The organism is Nostoc sp., from assembly GCF_036919895.1.
Lineage (GTDB): Bacteria > Cyanobacteriota > Cyanobacteriia > Cyanobacteriales > Nostocaceae > Nostoc.
This window is the reverse complement of record NZ_JBALBW010000132.1, coordinates 72,141-91,464: the sequence shown is the minus strand read 5'-3', so window position 1 is coordinate 91,464 and position 19,324 is coordinate 72,141. Positions and strand designations below refer to the sequence as shown.

The window sequence follows — 19,324 nt, the reverse complement described above, 5'->3', positions numbered from 1 at the left end:
GGTATAAAGGGTGAAACTGGCTTTTATCATTGATCCGATCCATTTGCTTGACCCGTGTCATGATACCAGCATTGCCTTGATCGAAGCAGCGCAAATTCTGGGACACGAAGTTTGGATAACTCAAGCAAATCTGCTGAGTGTAGTGGAGGGCAAAGCTTGGGCTGTCCTACAGCGAGTCGAACTTGTACCAGTGCAGTTAGTCGAGGGACGCTGGGTAGCGGCGAATCCTTGGTATAAGTTGAGCGATTCCTCCTTAACTTCTTTAGAGACAATGGATGCCGTATTTATGCGGACAGATCCACCTGTCAATGATTCCTACCTATATGCCACCTACATTCTGGATTACATTGACCAAAATAAGACCCTGCTAATTAACAGTCCTAGCGGCATCCGAGGGGCAAATGAAAAAATGTATGCCCTCCAGTTTACCAAGGCGATTCCAGAAACGATTGTCAGTGCTGATAAAGAGTTTATCCGAGAATTTGTCAAAGCAAAGGGGGCAGCAGTTCTCAAACCACTGGGAAACAAAGCTGGAGAAGGAATTTTATTTTTGCAATCAAGCGATCGCAATTTTAACTCTATTGTCGAACTCAGTACCCTCCAAGGTAGAGTCCCTGTAATGGTACAAACCTATCTAGCAGAGGCAAAAGCAGGAGATAAACGAATTATCCTGCTCAATGGCGAACCGATTGGTGCGCTCAATCGTCTCTCTAGTGGAACTGATTTTCGCAATAATATGGCAACTGGTGGTACAGTCGCTCAAACCGAAATTACCCCAAGAGAAAATGAAATTTGTACCCAAGTAGCCGAACGCTTAAGCCAAGACGGTTTAATTTTTGTGGGGATTGATGTTATTGGTGGCTACTTAACTGAAGTTAACGTCACTAGTCCTACGGGAATTCGTGAAATCGATCGCCTAGATGGTACTCACCTTGGTCATCAGGTTATTCAATGGATTGAACAGTCACTAAAAAACAAAAAATCAGTGTAATTATTGGTTCTTGCGTTACTTTTATGGAGAATTAATACTAAAGTGCCAGTTTAATAAACTATGAAGTCGAAAATTGCTAAAGTTACGAAAGCCATATCCAAGTCTTTTAATTAACTTCAGGAATTGTGTAAAATAACTCTCGTAGAGTGACGTGATAAACCCTTCATTTGTATGAAGGGTTTTTGAATCTCTCAAAGTTTCGATTACCCTGAAAAGGAATGCGTATATGGGCAAAGGAAGGTTAGAAGCATTCAGTGATGGGGTGATTGCCATCATCATTACTATTATGGTGCTAGAAATCAAAGTGCCGCATGGGTTCGATTTAGCCGCGCTGCGTCCGTTAATCCCGGTATTTCTGAGTTATGTGCTGAGTTTTATTTATATCGGCATCTACTGGAATAATCACCATCACTTACTACAAGCAGTCAGACAGGTTAATGGGCGTATCCTTTGGGCGAATCTGCATTTGCTGTTTTGGTTGTCGTTAATTCCCTTCGTCACTGGCTGGATGGGCGAGAATCACTTTGCTGCTATGCCAGTTGCCCTTTATGGTACGGTCTTGATGTTGGCTGCGATCGCATACTACATTCTTACCCGCGCCCTGATTTCTTACCACGGTAAGGATTCGACATTAGCGATCGCAGTCGGTGAAGACTTCAAAGGAAAAGTATCGGTGGTGTTTTATGCTGTAGCTATTCCACTTGCCTTTGTCAACTCATGGTTTGCCTGTGCATTGTACGTTTTAGTCGCGATTATCTGGCTTATCCCTGACCGTCGCATAGAGAAGACTCTCAGCGAATTTTAGATTTCTTAGACAGACCGTTAGAAGTCGCAATGAAACTTGTTAGTCCTACATCTATTCCGACTGCTTCACCGTGCGGGACTGTCTCTGGAATAGATACATCCCATTGCACAGTTAACATCACATACCACCCAGAAATCCTTTTGACCACACGAGCTTGTTTGATTATTCCACCGTCAGGGATGCTCCGTGATTGGCGAACTTTAACTGCACCAATTACAGGCAGTTTGACAAACCCATTGTTCAATGGACTTTGCCCTAACTGTGGAAAAGAAAAAGACCGCATTCGTCCTGCTTTTTTTAATCTTGGGAATCCATGATTTTATTCCCACATACTCACAAAAGCTTTTGCAGAAGCAGAATCGATGATAGGAGATGTAGAAATTAAGATCCGAGATTCATCAAACTCATGATAACGATATCGAATTACCAGATAAAGTAGGTATGATGGCGATCGCTGGCGTTTCTGAGAATATTAGTCTGAAACGCCCAACTGCCACCGCTTTTTAATTATTACCACTTTGAGACTGCTGGTAGCGACGCAAAACAGATTGGATATTTTTTTTACAAACCTCTTCACCAATTACCTGAGAAAGCGATCGCCACAACTGGGAACCCACTTGTTTGATATAGTCGTGTTCATAACTTATCTGCACCGCAATTTCCGCATAGGTGCGTCCCAACCAACTTTCCAGCAAAACTACAGATTGAACGTCATTAAGTCTTTGCCCAAAGGTAGAGCCTAAAAGAGTATCGACTAGATTCAGCGCCTCTTGTGGTGTCATGGGTTAGCCTGCTTTATTTATAGGTTGAACTTATGACATTTCTGTTTTCAATGATATTTTTATGTTGCCTGTTACATTTTTTTACAGGAACAACTCACCTTTTCTCACCGACAGAGCGATCGCATTTGGATTAATAATTAATCCAGTGTAATTAAATTATGCTTATCTCTCAAATTATAAGAAGGAGATCAACTCTATGAAATTTGGTATTGATATGGGACACAATTGCCCTCCAGATACAGGGGCAACAGGCATCAAACAAGAAGATGTTTTAACTAAAGCAGTTGGTACACGATTGATACAAAAACTCCGAGAAGCAAATCATATCGCTATCGATTGCACTCCCACAAGCGCTAGTGGTGTAACTGATTCTCTGAGACAACGAACTAATAAGGCTAATGCCAATAACGTTAATGTCTATGTTGCGATTCACTTTAATAAATTTAACGCTAAAGCTCATGGCACAGAAGTTTACGCCATTAGTAATGTATCACAAGGTATTGCTGAATCAGTTCTCAAAGAGATTGTTCAGCTTGGTTTTTATAATAGAGGAGTGAAAGATACAGGTTTCTTTGTTTTAAAGAATACACAAATGCCAGCTATTTTGATTGAGTGCTGCTTTTGTGATGCCAAAGTAGATATGGATCTATTCGACGTTGAAAAAATGGCGGAAGCAATTAAAGATGGATTAATAGGTAAGCCTAATAAAATTGAACCTAAAATTGATAAAAAATATGTTTTGGAAATTACAACTAAAACCTTTTTGAAGCCTTCTACAGAACAGGCATTAGACTTAGCAAAAGATTCTATCTTTGATATTGAACCAGGAGATTACCGAATTTTAGATGTCCGTTTTGAAGAAAATCATTATTGGGTTAAGTGGCCTGATAAAAGTCAAGGAAACAGAAACGAGCATTTTGTTTTTGCTGGACATGCCAAAGTTATAGAAAAAGATTAACTCACTCTATTTCAATCATTCCTTAACATCTATAACCCCGACTTATGTAGGAAGCCGGGGTTATGTAAATAGTTTTTAATAGTAGAAAGACATCATTACTAAATGATTTAGTAAACAATTATTTTCATAAAGATTTAGCAACAATATTTCTACAAGCTGGTATTGAAAGTGCAAAAATTATTGGTGAGTTCGATCTATTGGATTTCACAATTTCTGCCCTGCGTAAATCGATCGCACTTCACCGTTACGGCGGATGACTGCTTCGCCATTACTAACCTCTACGAGTGTCCAACCGCTTGAACCAATGCTTTCACCCATATTTATGCGGCGAGTCACGCCGTCAATTTTAAACAAAGCGGCAGATTTGTTACCTAACTCTAGCAATCCTTCTAAGGTATTACTCGGAGCAACTGCGATCGCAGTTGCCGGATATACTTGTTCCTGGGTAATAGTTGGTTCTGACTCTGGCGCGAGTGCTGCACGTAATGGAACCACTGGTAATGCAGGCAGAGGTTTGGGTGTTTGCCGCACGGTAATAGGTGCAGTTCGTCCAGCGACAGGTTTAAGTTCTGCTTGCACAGCCGCAGCCAACATACTTACGGTTACAGGCTTGGCAGCTTGCCGCACTGTATTCAGGGCACTTTTCACAACATTAGGTTGAGATCCCTGGAATGCGCTGGCAACTTTTGGGATGAGTGTAGGAGTTCCAGGAATCGCCGGTAGGGCGTAGCGCATTGGCGACGGCGCTTGATAAACGGGAACGTAGATCCGCTCAACAACGCTGCCAGAACGGTTAGGGGCTGGTGGTGTATTGTTAGCTAGAAGCGGAAGTGGTGGTAAATTACCAGTTGTTTGCCCGTTACCAAAGGCTATTTGATTAGTATTTATCCGACTGGTAAATCCCGTGCGAGATTTTTGATTGCTTTTTACTTCTTGCTTGTCTATAACTGCCAGTGCTCCTAGCATATAGTCAACCAAATCTGCCTCAATTTCTACTTTTGTTGGCAACTGTGACTGCGATTGCGGCGCTAGAAGAGCTTGCTGAGTTAAGTTGGTATTTAAAAGATATACAACTCCAGACTGCACCAGATAGATAATACTAGCGATCGCCACTCCTAAAGTTGTTCCTATAATCAGCAGTTTGCCCAAAGTCCGACTACTTTTCTGACGCTTTCTACTAACTGCTTTAATGGTGCCGTTATCAAAGACAACGGTACTCAAGTGCTTGTGATTATCTTGAACAACTGACTGTCCGTTTGGTAAGATAATCTGCGGGATTGTAACTGTTTGCAGAGGCACATATTCTGAAGGTGACTGGCGTTGAGCTTGGGAGGAAACCCCACCAAAAGACTGACTCGATTTGTTCTGTCTAGCGTGCCTAACGGTTTGCGAAGGCAGATTATCACTAACATCCAGAATGTAGTCGATATCGGCAAAGAGTTCATCCATTAGGCCATCAGCATAGTTTTCTATCGACCAAGGCTCGTTGGCGATTAAGTCTTCTGATGGTTCCGGTACTATGAGACGGGTGTTGGCTTCTTGTAACATAGACTTTCTGGGTTATTGCTAGGACGAGGAAACGCCGCGCCTACTGCCTGGTAATTAGGATTACAGATGAAATATCCAATCCGCCGTCTTATTGAGACGAGTTGGTTGAGCGCTGGTATTAAAATGAACTTGAATCTGGGGATTGTTGATGATAGCAGTACTAATATTTATGTCATCTATCATACCAATCTCCCTCCCTACTACTATACTCAGTCTTTATCAAGTTTGTATTAAGCTAACGCTGGAAACTCTTGCTGGCTCTTGCTTCTACGTAATTCTAAATATAATAATAAAGCGTTAACATCGGCTGGGTTTACACCACCTATACGTGCAGCTTGACCAAGAGTGAGTGGTTTTACGTGAGTTAGCTTTTCCCGTGCCTCTTTGGAAAGAGTATCAATTGTTGTATAGTCCAAATCCGCAGGTAACTGGCGGTGCGCTTGGCGGGCAATTTGGTCAATTTGATTTTGTTGCCTAGCGAGATAGCCAGAATACTTAATGTCAATTTCTGCACCTTCTTTCTCGGCGCGGTTGAGGTTGGGGTTTCCCAGTCCAAACCTGTCGAGGTCAACGTAATGGAATCCCGGACGGCGCAGTAAGTCATTGAGGGTAATTGAACCTTTGATTGCTTGTTGGGTATTAGATGCGATCGCTATTCCTATTTCATCATGTTCTTTAACTCGTGTAGTTTGCAATCTTTGCTTTTCTGTGGTAATATTCGTTTGTTTTTGGGTAAATAGATCCCATCTGCGATCGTCAATTAAACCAATTTCTCGTCCCAAGGGTGTCAAACGTTGGTCGGCATTGTCAGAACGCAATAATAAGCGGTACTCTGACCTACTGGTGAGCATTCGGTAAGGTTCGCGTAAATCTTTTGTACACAGGTCATCAACTAGCGTTCCAATGTAACTTTGCTCGCGGGCAAACACAATCATTTCTTGAGAACGAACAAATCGAGCCGCATTAATTCCTGCCACAAGCCCTTGGGCTGCCGCTTCCTCATAACCTGTAGTACCGTTAACCTGCCCAGCACAAAACAGTCCGGCAACCTTCTTGGTCATCAGTGTGGGGTAACACTGAGTAGCAGGTAAATAGTCATATTCCACGGCATAGGCTGGACGCAGCATCACACATTTTTCCAAACCGGGGAGAGTCCGCAACATCAGCAACTGCAAATTTTCTGGCAACCCTGTGGAAAAACCTTGGATATAAAGTTCGGGTATATCCCGTCCTTCTGGCTCAACAAAAATTTGATGGCTTTCCTTATCGGCAAAGCGCACAATCTTATCTTCAATACTGGGACAATAACGCGGCCCTTTGGCTTCCACCCAACCGCCATAAACTGGCGAAAGGTGTAAATTCTCTTGAATTAGGCGATGGGTTTCGGCGGTGGTGCGGGTGATATAACAAGGCATCTGTTCCCGTTCTACCCACGCATCTGGATCAAAACTAAACCAGCGAACATCTTCATCCCCTGGCTGGATTAGCATTTTACTATAATCTGCCGATCGCTTGTCTACCCGGGCTGGGGTTCCAGTTTTGAGTCTTCCGGTTTCAAATCCCAGGCGATTTAGGGTTTGTGTCAATCCCTCAGCTGCAAATTCTCCAGCGCGTCCGGCTGGCATTGATTTGTTGCCAACCCAAATTTTGCCCCCTAAGAAAGTGCCAGTTGTCAAGATGACTGCTTTACATTGGAACCCTACACCAAAATAAGTTTCAACGCCGATGACTTCATCATTAGCACCTAGCACCAAATCTGTCACCATACTTTCGCGGATTGTCAAGTTTTCTTGATTATCGACAATATTCTTCATCACTGCTGCATATTCGCGCTTGTCCGTCTGGGCGCGTAATGCCCAAACAGCAGGCCCTCGTGAAGAGTTGAGGATACGTTTTTGCAAGTAGGTACGGTCTGCTACTTTACCAATTTCCCCGCCGAGTGCGTCTACCTCATGAGTCAACTGAGATTTGGCCGGGCCACCCACTGCTGGATTACAGGGTTGCCAAGCGATTCTATCCAAGTTGAGCGTCAATAACAGGGTACGACAACCGAGGCGTGCAGAGGCCAGAGCCGCTTCGCAACCGGAGTGACCTGCACCGACGACTATGACATCAAAAGCGTCTTGGAATTCAACGGAATTGTGCATGGTCATACTTACAGGATCGGCAAGCTTAGAGTTCTTTTCAATTTTAACTGTTCCAGTGGTTTCATGGATGTAACTTTCTAATAAAAAAGTTATCAAATTTACTAGTACTCAATTAAAATCTTTTACTTTTTAAATTGAGTCTTAAACAAAAAATATTGTATTTTTTAATATTTGTGACAACATTCCGGGTTATTTATCGCAGCTATTGTTCACGTGGTTAGTTATTAATCCAATCTAGTCTCTGACTGGTATGTATTAAAGATTTTGGACAATTTGGATAAGACTAGAGTTCAGTAACAATAAAATATTTATGACTTCAACTCATCAATAACAGAGTTTTCAATAATTCTATTAACTTGAATCCTTGAATAAGCTAAACAACTATTTAAAAATGAAGCTCACCATCAGAAAACAAAAAAGTATTACTAGATTTTTTAGAAAGGCAAGTTTCATCGGTATAGTTATCGGGATGATTTTTGTCTTAGTAGCTAGTAATGAGATTACCCACCACCAATTTGCTAGAACTGCTCAACCATTAAATGTATGCTCGACAACTGGTTCATCACCTTGCATAGATACCTCTAAACAAACAACATCAAAACCATTTATTCCCAACCCAGAATTAAATGGAAAACAGCGTTTTTTATCTGCGGTTAGCCAGAAGTTAACCACAATTCCCCAGCCTGGTACTTATGAATATACTTTGCTACGAACTTATGGTGCAGTTTTTGTCAATCAAGATGTTGAAATTAAACTACCGCCGAAAAACATCCTTATTAATGAACAGGAAACCCAAGAGTTTCAATCTACTTTAACAATGGGTCGCGTTGATAGCACTAATGATTGTTATTTACAAAAATCGGCGGCTGACGCTCTAAATAAAGCGCGAGTTAAACAACATATACCGCTAAAATCTGGTTATGGTTCTGGTGATTGTACTCGCACTTTTAACACAAATTTAAGATTTTGGCAGAAATATGCTAATAATCAAACTTTAGCAAAAGTTCAACAGGGTAAAGAAACAAAAATTCTCGGTTTAGTTGCACCTCCAGGAACTTCACAACATCTCTGGGGTTTAGCAATTGATTTACGTGTAGATAGTAAAGAACAAAGAAAAGCTCTGAATCAAAATGGTTGGTTTCAAACTGTAGAAAATGATGTTCCCCATTGGACTTATGTGGGTTTAGCTGAAGATAATTTACCTCTGTTTGGTTTTAATAAACAAGTTATCCGGGGAATTATTTATTGGATTACACCACTTTAATTGTTAGATGAAATGAAAATTTGGGAATACTAATCTAAAAGATGTATTGTCAGGGATTTAGCTATGGCAAACGAAGCTGCTAACCAGGAGCAAAACTTCCTAATTGATTTATTAAGAGCAACTTATCAAAATCAGGAAGTATATCCAATTCTGCAACATAACTTAAGCAAACTCAATGATAATTTAGCTTTAATGTTGCGAAAATGGGTAAGCGATCGCTTTGCTAAAGAATCTGCCAATGCTAGTAATATAGTTGGAGTTATTGTCAATTATATCAGGTGATGGTGCATTTGCCGCTTTAGCTAAAAAGCTCCATGAATATGGAAAAACTGTAATTGGATGTGCTTACGAAGGACAAATTAATCGGGTTCTTAAGTCTGTTTGCGTAAGCGAAGCTCGTCGTAGACATCGCTTTATACCTATACCTGCTCCCCAAGCAAAAATAGAGGATATTCCAATTAACGAAGTAAAGAACCAGAGTTCATTAAATGATGATATTTTCGTAGAAACTAAGAAAGTTTTGCAGGGATTAAAGCAAAATATTGAGCAATTAAATCAGCTTAAGCAAGTTGGTATTCCTATATCTCAAATTCACAAGGTATTAAGAGACAAAATTCCAGACTTTGACCAAAAAAGAGAACAGCACGGTGAAAAATTGACAATCTTCTTGAATAAAGTTATTGAAAAAACAGATATTTATCTATCGATTAAGAACAATAAATTATTTTTAAGAGAAATGTTAACGATAGGCTCTAATGGCTCATCAAATAAAATCGTGAAATGTCTAACTGACTCTAGGAATAACTTCAAAGAGATTGTAGCATCTGGCAAATCTTAATACCAATTATTTATGAAACTTTATCAAATCAAGCTTGTTGAGACAAGGAGCTTAAGCCCCTTGTTCAAGAATTTTAGGTCGTAGATGCAGAGCAGCTTGTTATTAAACATCGCAACCTAAATGTCAGAAATTACGCAACAATAGCAAAAACACTAATTTTCAGGTAGGGGCAATTCATGAATTGCCCCTACCGCATGTAGTTTTGCTTCTCTGGTTTTAGCAAAATATTAATTGAAAAGTGGATTTAGTATTACTTCACTTCACTGGGTTCAAACTTAGTCACCTTACCTTTCTTAATCGCTACAATCACATCATAATGAGAACAGTAAGCGAATGTGACATCATTGGCTTTGTTATAAAGGTTAACTACATGACCTGCACCACCTATCTGGATACCGATTGGCTCCAAGTCACCAAAAAAGAAACGACGAAGTTGATCGCCACTACCAATCTGACCCTTACTTTTAGTCAGCAAATCTAGTTTTTGGGCTACAGACATTTCTTCGGCTGCTGATGCCTGTACTAATGACGGATTGATCGCTTTTAGTGGTGCGTCCCAAACTGTAAAAAAACCAACCAAAGCAAAAGTTGTAAGTAAGGGTGCGAGTTTCATTTGTGACTCCTCTTTTTTGTTTTATCCTGAACATCCCAAGCATCTCAGGTGAGAGTGAGAACTTATTGAAACTAAAGCACTATTTTCATGAATTTATCCTTTGAGAAAACTTAGTTGATTCTCAGCACTTTCTCAGGCAATGATGCGAACTCAAAATCACAGCATAATTTAAGTATTTTCTCAACAAAACCTCATTCAGTTAAGAATGGCGGCAATTTATAATGAGCAATGCTTTTATTGCAGTGGTGTTATTGTGACTAGACCCAAAAGACGACATCACCTAGTTCATAGAGTTTCAGGACAAACATATCTCTGGCTGGCAATGCTAATTTTTGCCGCATCTGGCGCAGTTACCCGGAAGCTAACAGAAATTGGTGCTGAACATTTTATCGGCGAACGCAATCCGATTTCTTTGTGTAATGTTTTATTTGTGGGAAACCTTTGCGCCTTGATACTTCTGATCCTCATCTATGGGCGACAGTGGAACAAAGCTACTTTGAAGCAACTCTCAAGGAAAGATTGGGTCAGTCTAACAGCAGTAGCTATTTTATCGGGAGCGTTGGCTCCTGGCTTAATTTTCCAGGCACTTTCAGTCACAGGGGTGAACAATATCATCTTGGTGGGACGCTTGGAACCGCCGCTAACTCTGGCTTTATCAGTCTGGTTATTGAGAGAACGGGTAAATATTTGGGAATTTATCGGAGCGATCGCAGCGTTTGTTGGTGTTATCCTAACTATCATCCTTCAGCCTCCAACAGATACAATGATGAATATGGGAGGTTTTAGTTTAGGCATAGGGGAAATTTTAGCAGCAGTAGCGTCTATAGCTGGAACCGCTTCTACCATTATTGGTAAGAAATACCTTTCGCAAATTCCTTTGGGAATCTATAGCATTTTTCGGACTGCACTAGGAACCATAATCTTTTTCTTCATTGCTTTAGTCCTCTATGGCAGCGATCATTTCGCTAATGCCCTCTCACCATTCTTATGGCAATGGATGTTTTTATATGGTGGGTTGATTGTGGTGGTAGGCCAGTCTTTTTTGATTAAAGGCTTGAAAACTTGTACTATATCTACGGCTTCATTAATTGGCTCATTTGGCCCAATTGTAGGCATCATAGCAGCCTATTTTATTTTGGGTGAAGCCCCTACCTTACCTCAATATATTGGCGGTAGCGTGATTTTAGTAGGCATATTTTTGAGCCAGTTTGGAATTTGGCGTAAGACTTCTAGCATTGCGTCTGGCAAGGTAAATTCTACTGCGGCACAGCAACAGGTAGAAGCTGATATGGGATTCAAGGGAATTTGAATCAGGCGGAAGAATTTTGGGTTTTGGGTTGAATAATCTAAAATCTAAAATTGAAGGCATAGGGGACAGAAGCAAAGAAAGCTTATGCCCTAAGCCTTTGCGTTATTTTGAACTGTACAGTTATTATTGCCCTGCTGCACTAGTATGTCAAAATAAAAATACCAGATATATCAAGGTGAGCGATCGCTCCCAAAGCTAGATTAAAGGATTGACCTGAGCAATGGCAGACCAAACCAATCAAAATCAAGCGGGAGAAGTAGCTCCCAGCACTGTTGACAAGCAAGCTCCCAGTGTGGCTAAAGAAAACGCTCCTAGTACAGATTCACCCGAAGCCACAGACCTCCCGACTGCCAACGCGCCAGATTCAAACGCTGCTAAACCAAGCGCGACACCCCCCAAGCGAGAAAAACCCGCAGCCAAAGCCGCAGTAGGAGAAAAACCAGCACCAGCCGCAACAGAAGAAAAACCCGCCGCAGCTAAAGCTGCCAAAAAGGAAAAAGCCCCATCTGTTGAAGATAAGCCATTTGTAGAGTTTATTGAGCAAGACTACTTGCCAGCTTTACAAAAAGCGATCGCTCAACAAGGTGTGCAAGATTTACAGGTGTCTTTTGCCAAGCAGAAATTGCCAATTACTGGCTTTGAATCTGCTGAAGAATGCTGGCAAATTATTGGCACTTGGAAAGAAAAAGGTTTGCGTCAGTTTAACCTGTATTTCCCCGAAGAAGATATTCAAGGCAAAAAGGGATTTTCCTGTAATGAAGGCAAAAAACCTAGCACTCTTGAGTCATTCTTAATCGATGAGCGCAAAATTACGCTCGATTTGTTGGTATTTGGCTTAGTTCAGCGCTTGGACGGTCAAAAGTGGCTAGGTATAAATTAGTCATTGGTCATTGGTCATTGGTCATTGGTTTTTTGACAAAGGACAAATGACAAATGAAAATTTAAAGTTCGTGAAAATGGTAGGTAACGGCTCCAGTGTTGGGGTCGTTATCTATTTTTACATAACCTGATTTGTACATCTCATTGAGAGTAGCTTCTACTTCAGCAAAGCTAGATCCCGTGAACTTCACGCCTTGAGTGACGGTTAAAATACCACCCTTGCTTTCCGCCGCTTCAATCAATTTAATCATTAGTTGGTTGCCTGTTGGGCGGTGGACTTGAGAGGCAACCACTGCTTGGTTCAACGGCACACCGAAGGGAGATACACCCGCTTTTAATCTTAGGTTGTGTTCGTATTCGTCAACTATGCCAGGGATGAGAAGCAAATCCACGGTCTGTCCTATATAGAACAAACCAAAAGTACACAGCCACAGCAAACCCGTGCCTATCTTGCCATTGTATAAGCGGTGCAGTCCTCCTAATCCGAAAAATCCAACTGCACACAAAATATAAGAGACAAGAAGTCGGTCTTTATGCTGATTGTTTTCAGGATTCATCTTGTTTTCAACCTTTTGGATTTGCTCTTGTTGTCTAAGATGGGTTGTCCATGTTGTAGTAGCAACTACAGAAAAATACTGAGATAAAAGTGCTTTTGAAATACAAAATGTGCGTGCTACTCCACTCGATCGAAACAGTGCTAATCGCTGAACTACGTTTATTTGACTACTAATCTGCGATTATTGGTTCCGTAAATATTGAATGATTGTTGCAACTCTTAATCTTTTGCTTACAAATTTCTCACCCGCACCTTGGTAGACTGAACTTTATACAATTGGATTATTGTGGGCTGTTAGGCTTTAACAGAACATTACCCTTGGCTTTCTGGTGAGGCAGTCCTATCTTGGGGTCTTCCCCCATGAAAACTGCACCAAGCCAAAGGGTCTACTTAAGATAATAAAGACGAAAGAGCAATCAAGACATGGTAGATTCCCTCAAAAAACCAGGCTTTGAAGAAATCCGGCCAGGGATTAAAGTCCCGGCAAAAGAAACCCTGTTAACACCTCGGTTTTATACTACCGATTTTGATGAAATGGCGCGGATGGATATTTCCGTCAATGAAGACGAGTTACAAGCCATTCTCGAAGAGTTCCGCACTGACTACAATCGCCATCACTTTGTTCGGGATGCGGAGTTTGACCAATCCTGGGATCATATTGATGGGGAAACTCGCAAGTTATTCGTTGAGTTTCTAGAACGTTCCTGTACGGCAGAGTTTTCTGGCTTTTTGCTATATAAAGAACTCGGCCGTCGCTTGAAAGGGAAAAGCCCCGTATTGGCAGAGTGCTTTAACCTGATGTCACGAGATGAAGCACGTCACGCTGGCTTTTTGAATAAAGCTTTGTCGGACTTTAATCTCTCCCTAGATTTAGGGTTTTTGACTAAGAGTCGCAGTTATACCTTCTTTAAACCGAAATTCATCTTCTACGCCACCTATATTTCTGAGAAGATTGGTTATTGGCGCTACATCACTATTTATCGCCATTTAGAAACACATCCCGAAGACCGGGTTTATCCAATCTTCCGGTTCTTTGAGAACTGGTGTCAGGATGAAAACCGTCACAGTGATTTCTTTGATGCGGTCATGAAATCTCAGCCGCAAATGTTGAATGATTGGAAAGCACGGCTATGGAGTCGGTTCTTCCTGTTGTCGGTGTTTGCGACAATGTATCTTAATGACATCCAACGCAAGGACTTTTACGCCACCTTGGGATTGGATGCACGAGAATACGACATCCACGTAATTCAGAAGACTAACGAAAACGCGGGTCGGGTGTTCCCTCTAATGCTGGATGTAGAGAATCCAGAATTTTATCAGCGCTTGGATACTTGTATCAGCAATAATGAAAAGCTGGGTGCGATCGCTAATTCTAACATTCCTAAATTCCTGCAATTCTTCCAGAAACTGCCACTTTACATCTCCAATGGTTGGCAGTTATTACGGCTGTACCTGATGAAACCGATTGATACTGTTTCTGCTCAAGGGGCAGTTCGTTAATTTATAACAGGTTTGCGAAAGCTTTAGTGGTTCTGTTAATTGCAGAACCACTTTTTTTTCTTGTAACAGTCAATGCCTGACACTATACCTCTACTTAATCATTCATGAACAACAAAATTCCCGACTTCTCAAAGAAATCAGGAATCTGAGGCTTCAATTTTTACAAATCAAATAGGATTCATATAGCGATTCTGATAGTAAGCCAAAATTTGGTTAACTTGTTGCCTACTTTCTGAACCAGAGTTTGCTGTCCACGAAATAGACAAGCCACCAATTTGACTTTGATTGTAATCAAACTGTTGGGATGATTGGGGGATTAAATCCACTTCTACCCCTTCGACTTGACACAAATGAGCTGCTAGCTCTCTATAGACAGCTAAAGGCAAACCAGCAAATTCAATTTTTTCCTTAGTCTCCATCTTTATGAAGCTCCAACATTAAAAGGATTTGAGGAGGGTATTGTCGCTGAAACAGGATTACCATTAGCAGATGTAGCTGATGGCGTTGAGTTGACAGCCCCTTCCCCTACCATTTTGGCAACTTCTATACCAAATTGTTCAAAAATTACAATCGGATTAGAGCCTCCATTCATTTCAATCCGTTTAATAAGTACGCCGTTGGCCAATCGCTGTCCCGCCTGCACATAGCGACTCGTTGGCTCATCCGGTACTTTGATAATCGCCTGCGGTTCCTTACTAATTAGAACTACACCACTCACAATAACTGCCCTTGCTAACTCAGGTTGTGCCGGTGGTGGCAGTACAGATACTAAAGTGGGGTTGGAGACAACTTGAGGCAAAACTTTAGGTAAAACTGAAGTCAAAGTAGGATTGACTTTTTTTGGTACAGAAGCAATGTTATTTTTCTTCTGATTCTGATTTTTCTGATTCTGATTTAAAGCTACGCTGCGTGTTGGAAGTTTTCGTACTGGTATCGATGCAGTCGGTAGCTTAGGCAACACGGGAACAGGTCTTCCAGGTGTTGTAGACACTCTAGTAACCATCTGTCCGAAAACTTGTGCAAACGGATCAGTCCGCTCTTTTGATACCAGAATTAACGGTGCCCGCTCTGTAGCATTAGTAGATTGAATCAAGCTAACAGATCCGGGGGTAACTTGTGAAACCTGTTTGGCAGGGATCACTGGATTCTTAAAGGATTGAGCCACAGGTGGCGACTTTGCTGCTATTTTGGGAATCGGCGCGGGATTGATGGCTTGTGGTGTATCTTCAGAAGCACATCCAGCGATCGCTAAGGTTAAAATAGCTGCAATTGTAATTTTTGAATTTCTGCCCATGAGCTGTTCTCAAAAGCCATTGGAAAATTTAAAAATGGAAATCAACATGCCTGAAATTTGTATCAAAGGCAAAGTATGTTCCCTTTATAACCTAATTTTTTACAATTCAAGGGTTATTTTTGGCACTAGCAGCCCAGCATAACTGCGGATTCAGTTTTTTTGCAGTTAATCGTCTGCTACACCCATAAGCTGTTTCATCAAATCCAGACCTTTCTTGACTCTACGGGAAACTGTGACGACACTGATTCCTAGATGTTCTGCAACTTGTTTTTGTGTCAAATCTTGTAAAAACACACATTCCAACACATCGCGGGTACGTTCTTCAAGCTGAACTAATGCTTGTTGCAAGCGAAGTTGATCTTCTTGTGCCAATTGAAAGCTGCGATAGTGAGGATCTGGAACTAATTCTCCCAAACAAGTAGAGCCTTCTTCTCCATCTTGGATTGGTACATCAAGGCTCAAGGGAGAGCGATTTATCCACGCTAACTTAATTTCTTGCCATTCGTTTGGGGAAATTTCTAGTGCTGTTGCTAATTCGGTGTCTGTTGGTTGGCGATTATGCTTTTCACGCCAAGAGCGTGACACTCCTATTGCTTGCTGTTGCAATGCTAACCACTTCCGAGGAATTCGCACGGTAACACCTTTATCTCGGAGATAGTGTTGAATTTCACCCCGAATATAGGGAAGAGCGTAGGAACTAAAGGCATGTCCCTTGGAAAGTTCAAATTTTTCAATCGCTCTGATTAAGCCCAAACATCCAACCTGGATCAAATCATCGTAGGTTTCATGACATTGATTTGTCCAGTAGTGAGCTTCTTTTCTCACAAGTCCAAAATTTAGTTTTACCAGTTGATTGCGAACATTTTCTGACCGAGATTGCTGATATTCTCGCAACAACTGCCAAATTTCATGTTTTAGTTCATTGGTGACTGTGGTAGGCATAGCACCGTATTTATTGAGTAAATTAACAATCAATTACTCACTTTTAAACTTAACTGCGATCGCGCTGTATTTGTATAGCAAATTCTCTAGACAACAAGAACGTTTTTCTAAAAAAATTCCATAGAGTTGCTTGACAATCGAGCAAAGTTTAAATGAGCGAAATTGGTATTTAGTTTGTTATTTATCTTGGGGATTATCTGTAGCTGTTTTTCAAACTACATAGGAATAAAATATAAAATTAATCACTAAATATAAAACCGGGATTTTACTTAACTTTAATTAATTAATGGTGAAGCTAATTTTTATAAACAAAACAACAGTAGTCGGATTGTTTTGGGATAGGTAAAAGTTTGATTTACAGTAAAATTACGTGTCCATTCAAACAAGATTTATCCAACAATTAAAAATTACTAATAATATCTAGTAAAAGTATGTATATTTACGCAAGCCAATAAATAAAATAGTGAGATAGCCTTTTTTGTACTGGGCGCAATACGGTTCAATCAATGGTCAAAGGAAATTTTTTTTAACGTAGATGCAGATAGGTTTGCCGAAGGTAATGCCATCTCTACGAGACTCTATGCAAACGCGCAGCATTTTGCAGAGAAGGAAGAAATGCTTAACTAAACTATATTAGGGACTTCCAGAAAATAAACTATCCAATTTATTCAGATTATATTTTTCTTATTCCCCCTACTCCCTAAAAAAAGGCAGGGCTGTTTCATTCTTTCAAAGCCTCTTGAAAAACTAGGGACAAGGGAAGAAGGAATTTTTCTCTTGTCTCTTTCGTCTCTGTAAGGCTTTTATAGGAATGAAACAGCCCTGAAAATGGGGGCAAAGAAGTTAACTTTTGTGATGAAACCTGATGCTGACAGAATTGTAGTTCTGAATGCCAGGTCAGTTATCTAAGTCCAGAGAATTTAGCCACGACTCGGTTCAACCCGTCCAAAAAATAGACCGCGAATTTTGACTTCTTTAGGTTCGCCAGCACCTAAATCTGTATCAGATGGCTGTTCGCTCTCAAAAGTACCAGCAATTTCACCACTAGAGCTATCTACTTTAGCGATTTGCAGAGAAATCTTGCCGTTAAGATTTTCAGCACGCTTAACGTTAGTGCGGGTAAGTTCTTCATTATCCGTAGCGGGGAGAGCCACAGCATTATCGTAACCACTGACCACACCACGACCTTTGGGATCTAAGAAGGCAGCACCACGATAGGAAGGAACTTTGAAAGTGCCTTCAAAGTCCGTGGAGGTGTTAATACTGCTCAAACTGGGTTGGGTTTGAGCAACCAAGTTTTTGATGGTGAAGAGGAAAGGTACTCGCTCACCACCAGGAAGTTGTACGGTGATGGCTTGGAAATCAAGACCATCAGTTTCCGTGAAAGTCAAGCTATTATCTGAGTTGATTTTTAGATTACCTTGCACCTGGTCAATGGTGGAAGTGTATCTGGTCAACAATTTGCCAGCAACAAATTCTGCTTCTTGGCGTTTATTAGCAGGTTCTTCTTTGATGAAGAAGCTAGTTGGTTCTAAGCAAAGTTCTTTGATGGCATAAGACTGGCTAGAATCGATGGGAATGGAGCCACGGCTTGTTTCTGCTAGTTGGGGGCATTTGTTCGCCAAGCCAGTGCCACGAATTTGATCGTAAGTGAGTACATCTCTACTACTAGTAGCAGGAGCATCACTACAAGCTGTGATTAGTCCCAGGCACAAAGCCAAGAATGCAACAATTAAAGCGCGATACCTCATGGTCAACCTCAATCTCAAAAATTAATATCTAAGTTGTAAAACTGCATCGAAGCTTTGATCTCTGACGAGAAGCCATCCTCGATCGGATACTGCATTGCTCTGATTGCCAGAGTTTAAACAAGTGTCCGGGCGTATAGGTTGGAAGTCGTCACTCAAACTTTTCTCTGCTAAACGTAGTTAAACGTGTCGTTCTCTTGAGCTTGGGATGTAAACCCCAGACTGAGTAACACACTGCATCCATGTTGGATGTGTGTTACTAGGGAAGCAAAAAACCAGCAGTTTTACTGTTGGTAGCATTTGTTAGATTTGGGCGTGTGGATGAGTAAGCGCCACACAGAGCGGCATAAGTGCTTGCCTCAAAGAGTACGAAGAGAGTTGTCTGCTTCGCACTTTACTTTTGCCAATTGCAAAAGCAGCTTCGCCCAAGTCTTTTTGTATCATGTATGTGACGCTACTACATACAGCCCATTGTTTGATGGGGAAATTAGCCAGATCATACGATTTTTTTTAACTCAAAATCAAAGTACTCAAAATCAAAGAAAATCTCGTCTCGATCGCATCTAGCTGCTGTGGAGGCTATGCTAAAGGTTACTACGCTCTTTTAGGAGCGATCGCAATTGCTTTTAATAAAGATACAAATCTAGTTATATTCAACCCTTACTTAGGTAAGTGAAGGGATGGGGGACGCAGTGAGTCAAGAGGAACTAGGGAAAATTAAAAATCTCCGGTAAATTTGAGTTGACCTCATTTATACGGAAAGGCTGGGATGAACGATCGCAAAAATCTGGAATCAGGGGAGTTGTCCTGTAAACTGCAAACGCTCGTAACTGTAGTGGATGATGCAGTTCGGGATTGTGAAGGCGATACTGTAGCTCTTTTGGCCTTGCTGCGGCAACTAGAACAGTTACATCGAGAGATCCGGGATGGGGTTTTTCAAGAGAGTTTACCTGTTAACCGTCGGCAACTTTACTCACTGCTGAAAGATATTGAGTCTGAGGGAGGTTGGCCTTATATTGAGCGCATGAGGCTACAAGCCTTTTTAGCGAATTTGCCACAAGAGGCTCCCCAAGAAAATAGCCGTGAAGTTTTGGAAAGCGATCGCTCCTTTGCTGATTAGCTCGAAATTAACAACTCGGATCGCCTCATC

Annotated in this window: 21 protein-coding genes; 10 read left to right on the top strand and 11 right to left on the bottom strand. The window is 41.2% G+C overall.

The window, feature by feature from the left end; genetic code table 11:
• Nucleotides 1–10: 10 nt before the first annotated feature.
• The gene (gshB, locus tag V7K55_RS25665) at nucleotides 11–991 is read left to right on the top strand and encodes a glutathione synthase (protein WP_334835891.1); all 981 of its coding nucleotides are present in this window, start codon (nucleotides 11–13) and stop codon (nucleotides 989–991) included.
• Nucleotides 992–1,217: 226 nt separating this feature from the next.
• Entirely contained in the window at nucleotides 1,218–1,796 is a 579-nt protein-coding gene (locus V7K55_RS25660) for a TMEM175 family protein (protein ID WP_094327552.1), read from the top strand.
• On the opposite strand, the gene V7K55_RS25655 is transcribed toward V7K55_RS25660, so the two are convergent.
• Both V7K55_RS25655 and V7K55_RS25650 read right to left on the bottom strand, forming a co-directional pair.
• Nucleotides 1,783–2,079, bottom strand: coding sequence for a hypothetical protein (locus tag V7K55_RS25655; RefSeq protein ID WP_334835887.1), 297 nt, complete (start codon nucleotides 2,077–2,079; stop codon nucleotides 1,783–1,785). The two genes, V7K55_RS25660 and V7K55_RS25655, sit on opposite strands and share 14 nt — an antisense overlap.
• A 220-nt stretch (nucleotides 2,080–2,299) precedes the next feature.
• The gene (locus V7K55_RS25650; RefSeq protein WP_334835885.1) at nucleotides 2,300–2,578 is read right to left on the bottom strand and encodes a hypothetical protein; all 279 of its coding nucleotides are present in this window, start codon (nucleotides 2,576–2,578) and stop codon (nucleotides 2,300–2,302) included.
• 196 nt (nucleotides 2,579–2,774) lie between these two features.
• Between V7K55_RS25650 and V7K55_RS25645 the strand changes: the two genes are divergently transcribed.
• Nucleotides 2,775–3,536, top strand: coding sequence for an N-acetylmuramoyl-L-alanine amidase (locus tag V7K55_RS25645; protein ID WP_334835883.1), 762 nt, complete (start codon nucleotides 2,775–2,777; stop codon nucleotides 3,534–3,536).
• Between the two features lie 204 nt (nucleotides 3,537–3,740).
• Here the strand turns inward: V7K55_RS25645 and V7K55_RS25640 are convergent, their stop codons facing one another.
• From V7K55_RS25640 to mnmG, 3 genes are read right to left on the bottom strand one after another with little or no spacing between them, the layout of a single operon-like run.
• Nucleotides 3,741–5,084, bottom strand: coding sequence for a hypothetical protein (locus tag V7K55_RS25640; RefSeq protein WP_334835880.1), 1,344 nt, complete (start codon nucleotides 5,082–5,084; stop codon nucleotides 3,741–3,743).
• A gap of 60 nt (nucleotides 5,085–5,144) precedes the next feature.
• Entirely contained in the window at nucleotides 5,145–5,267 is a 123-nt protein-coding gene (locus V7K55_RS25635) for a hypothetical protein (RefSeq protein WP_334714096.1), read from the bottom strand.
• A gap of 47 nt (nucleotides 5,268–5,314) precedes the next feature.
• Nucleotides 5,315–7,237, bottom strand: a complete 1,923-nt coding sequence (gene mnmG / locus V7K55_RS25630) for a tRNA uridine-5-carboxymethylaminomethyl(34) synthesis enzyme MnmG (protein WP_334836041.1) — start codon at nucleotides 7,235–7,237, stop codon at nucleotides 5,315–5,317.
• 385 nt (nucleotides 7,238–7,622) lie between these two features.
• Between mnmG and V7K55_RS25625 the strand changes: the two genes are divergently transcribed.
• From V7K55_RS25625 to V7K55_RS25615, 3 genes are all read left to right on the top strand, one after another.
• Nucleotides 7,623–8,495, top strand: a complete 873-nt coding sequence (locus V7K55_RS25625) for a D-alanyl-D-alanine carboxypeptidase family protein (protein ID WP_334835878.1) — start codon at nucleotides 7,623–7,625, stop codon at nucleotides 8,493–8,495.
• 63 nt (nucleotides 8,496–8,558) lie between these two features.
• Nucleotides 8,559–8,777 carry a hypothetical protein gene (locus V7K55_RS25620; RefSeq protein WP_334835876.1) on the top strand — a complete coding sequence of 73 codons (219 nt, stop codon included), beginning with the start codon at nucleotides 8,559–8,561 and terminating at the stop codon, nucleotides 8,775–8,777.
• A complete protein-coding gene (locus V7K55_RS25615) occupies nucleotides 8,758–9,333 on the top strand; it encodes a hypothetical protein (RefSeq protein WP_334835873.1) in 576 nt (191 codons plus the stop codon). Before V7K55_RS25620 ends, V7K55_RS25615 begins: the two co-directional genes overlap by 20 nt.
• A gap of 250 nt (nucleotides 9,334–9,583) precedes the next feature.
• On the opposite strand, the gene V7K55_RS25610 is transcribed toward V7K55_RS25615, so the two are convergent.
• On the bottom strand, nucleotides 9,584–9,946 hold the full coding sequence (locus V7K55_RS25610; RefSeq protein ID WP_334835870.1) for a hypothetical protein: 363 nt from the start codon (nucleotides 9,944–9,946) through the stop codon (nucleotides 9,584–9,586).
• 205 nt (nucleotides 9,947–10,151) lie between these two features.
• Between V7K55_RS25610 and V7K55_RS25605 the strand changes: the two genes are divergently transcribed.
• Nucleotides 10,152–11,255 (top strand): DMT family transporter, encoded by a 1,104-nt coding sequence (locus V7K55_RS25605; protein ID WP_442949115.1) that lies wholly within the window; start codon nucleotides 10,152–10,154, stop codon nucleotides 11,253–11,255.
• A 220-nt stretch (nucleotides 11,256–11,475) separates the two neighbouring features.
• On the top strand, nucleotides 11,476–12,135 hold the full coding sequence (locus V7K55_RS25600) for a DUF2996 domain-containing protein (RefSeq protein ID WP_334835866.1): 660 nt from the start codon (nucleotides 11,476–11,478) through the stop codon (nucleotides 12,133–12,135).
• Nucleotides 12,136–12,196: 61 nt separating this feature from the next.
• Here the strand turns inward: V7K55_RS25600 and V7K55_RS25595 are convergent, their stop codons facing one another.
• Nucleotides 12,197–12,691 carry a TM2 domain-containing protein gene (locus V7K55_RS25595; protein WP_334835864.1) on the bottom strand — a complete coding sequence of 165 codons (495 nt, stop codon included), beginning with the start codon at nucleotides 12,689–12,691 and terminating at the stop codon, nucleotides 12,197–12,199.
• A 422-nt stretch (nucleotides 12,692–13,113) separates the two neighbouring features.
• On the opposite strand from V7K55_RS25595, the gene acsF reads away from it, so the two are divergent.
• Nucleotides 13,114–14,190 (top strand): magnesium-protoporphyrin IX monomethyl ester (oxidative) cyclase, encoded by a 1,077-nt coding sequence (gene acsF / locus V7K55_RS25590; RefSeq protein WP_334835862.1) that lies wholly within the window; start codon nucleotides 13,114–13,116, stop codon nucleotides 14,188–14,190.
• Between the two features lie 167 nt (nucleotides 14,191–14,357).
• Here acsF and V7K55_RS25585 read toward each other — a convergent pair whose 3' ends face one another.
• From V7K55_RS25585 to V7K55_RS25570, 4 genes are all read right to left on the bottom strand, one after another.
• Nucleotides 14,358–14,609 carry a hypothetical protein gene (locus tag V7K55_RS25585; RefSeq protein WP_334835860.1) on the bottom strand — a complete coding sequence of 84 codons (252 nt, stop codon included), beginning with the start codon at nucleotides 14,607–14,609 and terminating at the stop codon, nucleotides 14,358–14,360.
• Between the two features lie 2 nt (nucleotides 14,610–14,611).
• The gene (locus V7K55_RS25580; protein WP_334835858.1) at nucleotides 14,612–15,484 is read right to left on the bottom strand and encodes a hypothetical protein; all 873 of its coding nucleotides are present in this window, start codon (nucleotides 15,482–15,484) and stop codon (nucleotides 14,612–14,614) included.
• A gap of 165 nt (nucleotides 15,485–15,649) precedes the next feature.
• Nucleotides 15,650–16,426, bottom strand: a complete 777-nt coding sequence (locus tag V7K55_RS25575; RefSeq protein ID WP_334835856.1) for an RNA polymerase sigma factor SigF — start codon at nucleotides 16,424–16,426, stop codon at nucleotides 15,650–15,652.
• Between the two features lie 920 nt (nucleotides 16,427–17,346).
• Nucleotides 17,347–18,177 carry a photosystem II manganese-stabilizing polypeptide gene (locus V7K55_RS25570; RefSeq protein WP_334835854.1) on the bottom strand — a complete coding sequence of 277 codons (831 nt, stop codon included), beginning with the start codon at nucleotides 18,175–18,177 and terminating at the stop codon, nucleotides 17,347–17,349.
• A 766-nt stretch (nucleotides 18,178–18,943) separates the two neighbouring features.
• On the opposite strand from V7K55_RS25570, the gene V7K55_RS25565 reads away from it, so the two are divergent.
• A complete protein-coding gene (locus tag V7K55_RS25565; RefSeq protein ID WP_334835851.1) occupies nucleotides 18,944–19,294 on the top strand; it encodes a hypothetical protein in 351 nt (116 codons plus the stop codon).
• The last annotated feature ends 30 nt before the right edge of the window (nucleotides 19,295–19,324 follow it).

Bases quoted from the DNA above. Each gene is read 5' to 3' on its own strand.
- V7K55_RS25660 (WP_094327552.1), top strand. From the start codon at position 1,218: ATGGGCAAAGGAAGGTTAGAAGCATTCAGTGATGGGGTGATTGCCATC.
- V7K55_RS25655 (WP_334835887.1), bottom strand. From the start codon at position 2,079: ATGCGGTCTTTTTCTTTTCCACAGTTAGGGCAAAGTCCATTGAACAAT.
- V7K55_RS25650 (WP_334835885.1), bottom strand. From the start codon at position 2,578: ATGACACCACAAGAGGCGCTGAATCTAGTCGATACTCTTTTAGGCTCT.
- V7K55_RS25645 (WP_334835883.1), top strand. From the start codon at position 2,775: ATGAAATTTGGTATTGATATGGGACACAATTGCCCTCCAGATACAGGG.
- V7K55_RS25640 (WP_334835880.1), bottom strand. From the start codon at position 5,084: ATGTTACAAGAAGCCAACACCCGTCTCATAGTACCGGAACCATCAGAA.
- V7K55_RS25635 (WP_334714096.1), bottom strand. From the start codon at position 5,267: ATGATAGATGACATAAATATTAGTACTGCTATCATCAACAATCCCCAG.
- mnmG (WP_334836041.1), bottom strand. From the start codon at position 7,237: ATGACCATGCACAATTCCGTTGAATTCCAAGACGCTTTTGATGTCATA.
- V7K55_RS25625 (WP_334835878.1), top strand. From the start codon at position 7,623: ATGAAGCTCACCATCAGAAAACAAAAAAGTATTACTAGATTTTTTAGA.
- V7K55_RS25620 (WP_334835876.1), top strand. From the start codon at position 8,559: ATGGCAAACGAAGCTGCTAACCAGGAGCAAAACTTCCTAATTGATTTA.
- V7K55_RS25610 (WP_334835870.1), bottom strand. From the start codon at position 9,946: ATGAAACTCGCACCCTTACTTACAACTTTTGCTTTGGTTGGTTTTTTT.
- V7K55_RS25605 (WP_442949115.1), top strand. From the start codon at position 10,152: ATGGCGGCAATTTATAATGAGCAATGCTTTTATTGCAGTGGTGTTATT.
- V7K55_RS25600 (WP_334835866.1), top strand. From the start codon at position 11,476: ATGGCAGACCAAACCAATCAAAATCAAGCGGGAGAAGTAGCTCCCAGC.
- V7K55_RS25595 (WP_334835864.1), bottom strand. From the start codon at position 12,691: ATGAATCCTGAAAACAATCAGCATAAAGACCGACTTCTTGTCTCTTAT.
- acsF (WP_334835862.1), top strand. From the start codon at position 13,114: ATGGTAGATTCCCTCAAAAAACCAGGCTTTGAAGAAATCCGGCCAGGG.
- V7K55_RS25585 (WP_334835860.1), bottom strand. From the start codon at position 14,609: ATGGAGACTAAGGAAAAAATTGAATTTGCTGGTTTGCCTTTAGCTGTC.
- V7K55_RS25580 (WP_334835858.1), bottom strand. From the start codon at position 15,484: ATGGGCAGAAATTCAAAAATTACAATTGCAGCTATTTTAACCTTAGCG.
- V7K55_RS25575 (WP_334835856.1), bottom strand. From the start codon at position 16,426: ATGCCTACCACAGTCACCAATGAACTAAAACATGAAATTTGGCAGTTG.
- V7K55_RS25570 (WP_334835854.1), bottom strand. From the start codon at position 18,177: ATGAGGTATCGCGCTTTAATTGTTGCATTCTTGGCTTTGTGCCTGGGA.
- V7K55_RS25565 (WP_334835851.1), top strand. From the start codon at position 18,944: ATGAACGATCGCAAAAATCTGGAATCAGGGGAGTTGTCCTGTAAACTG.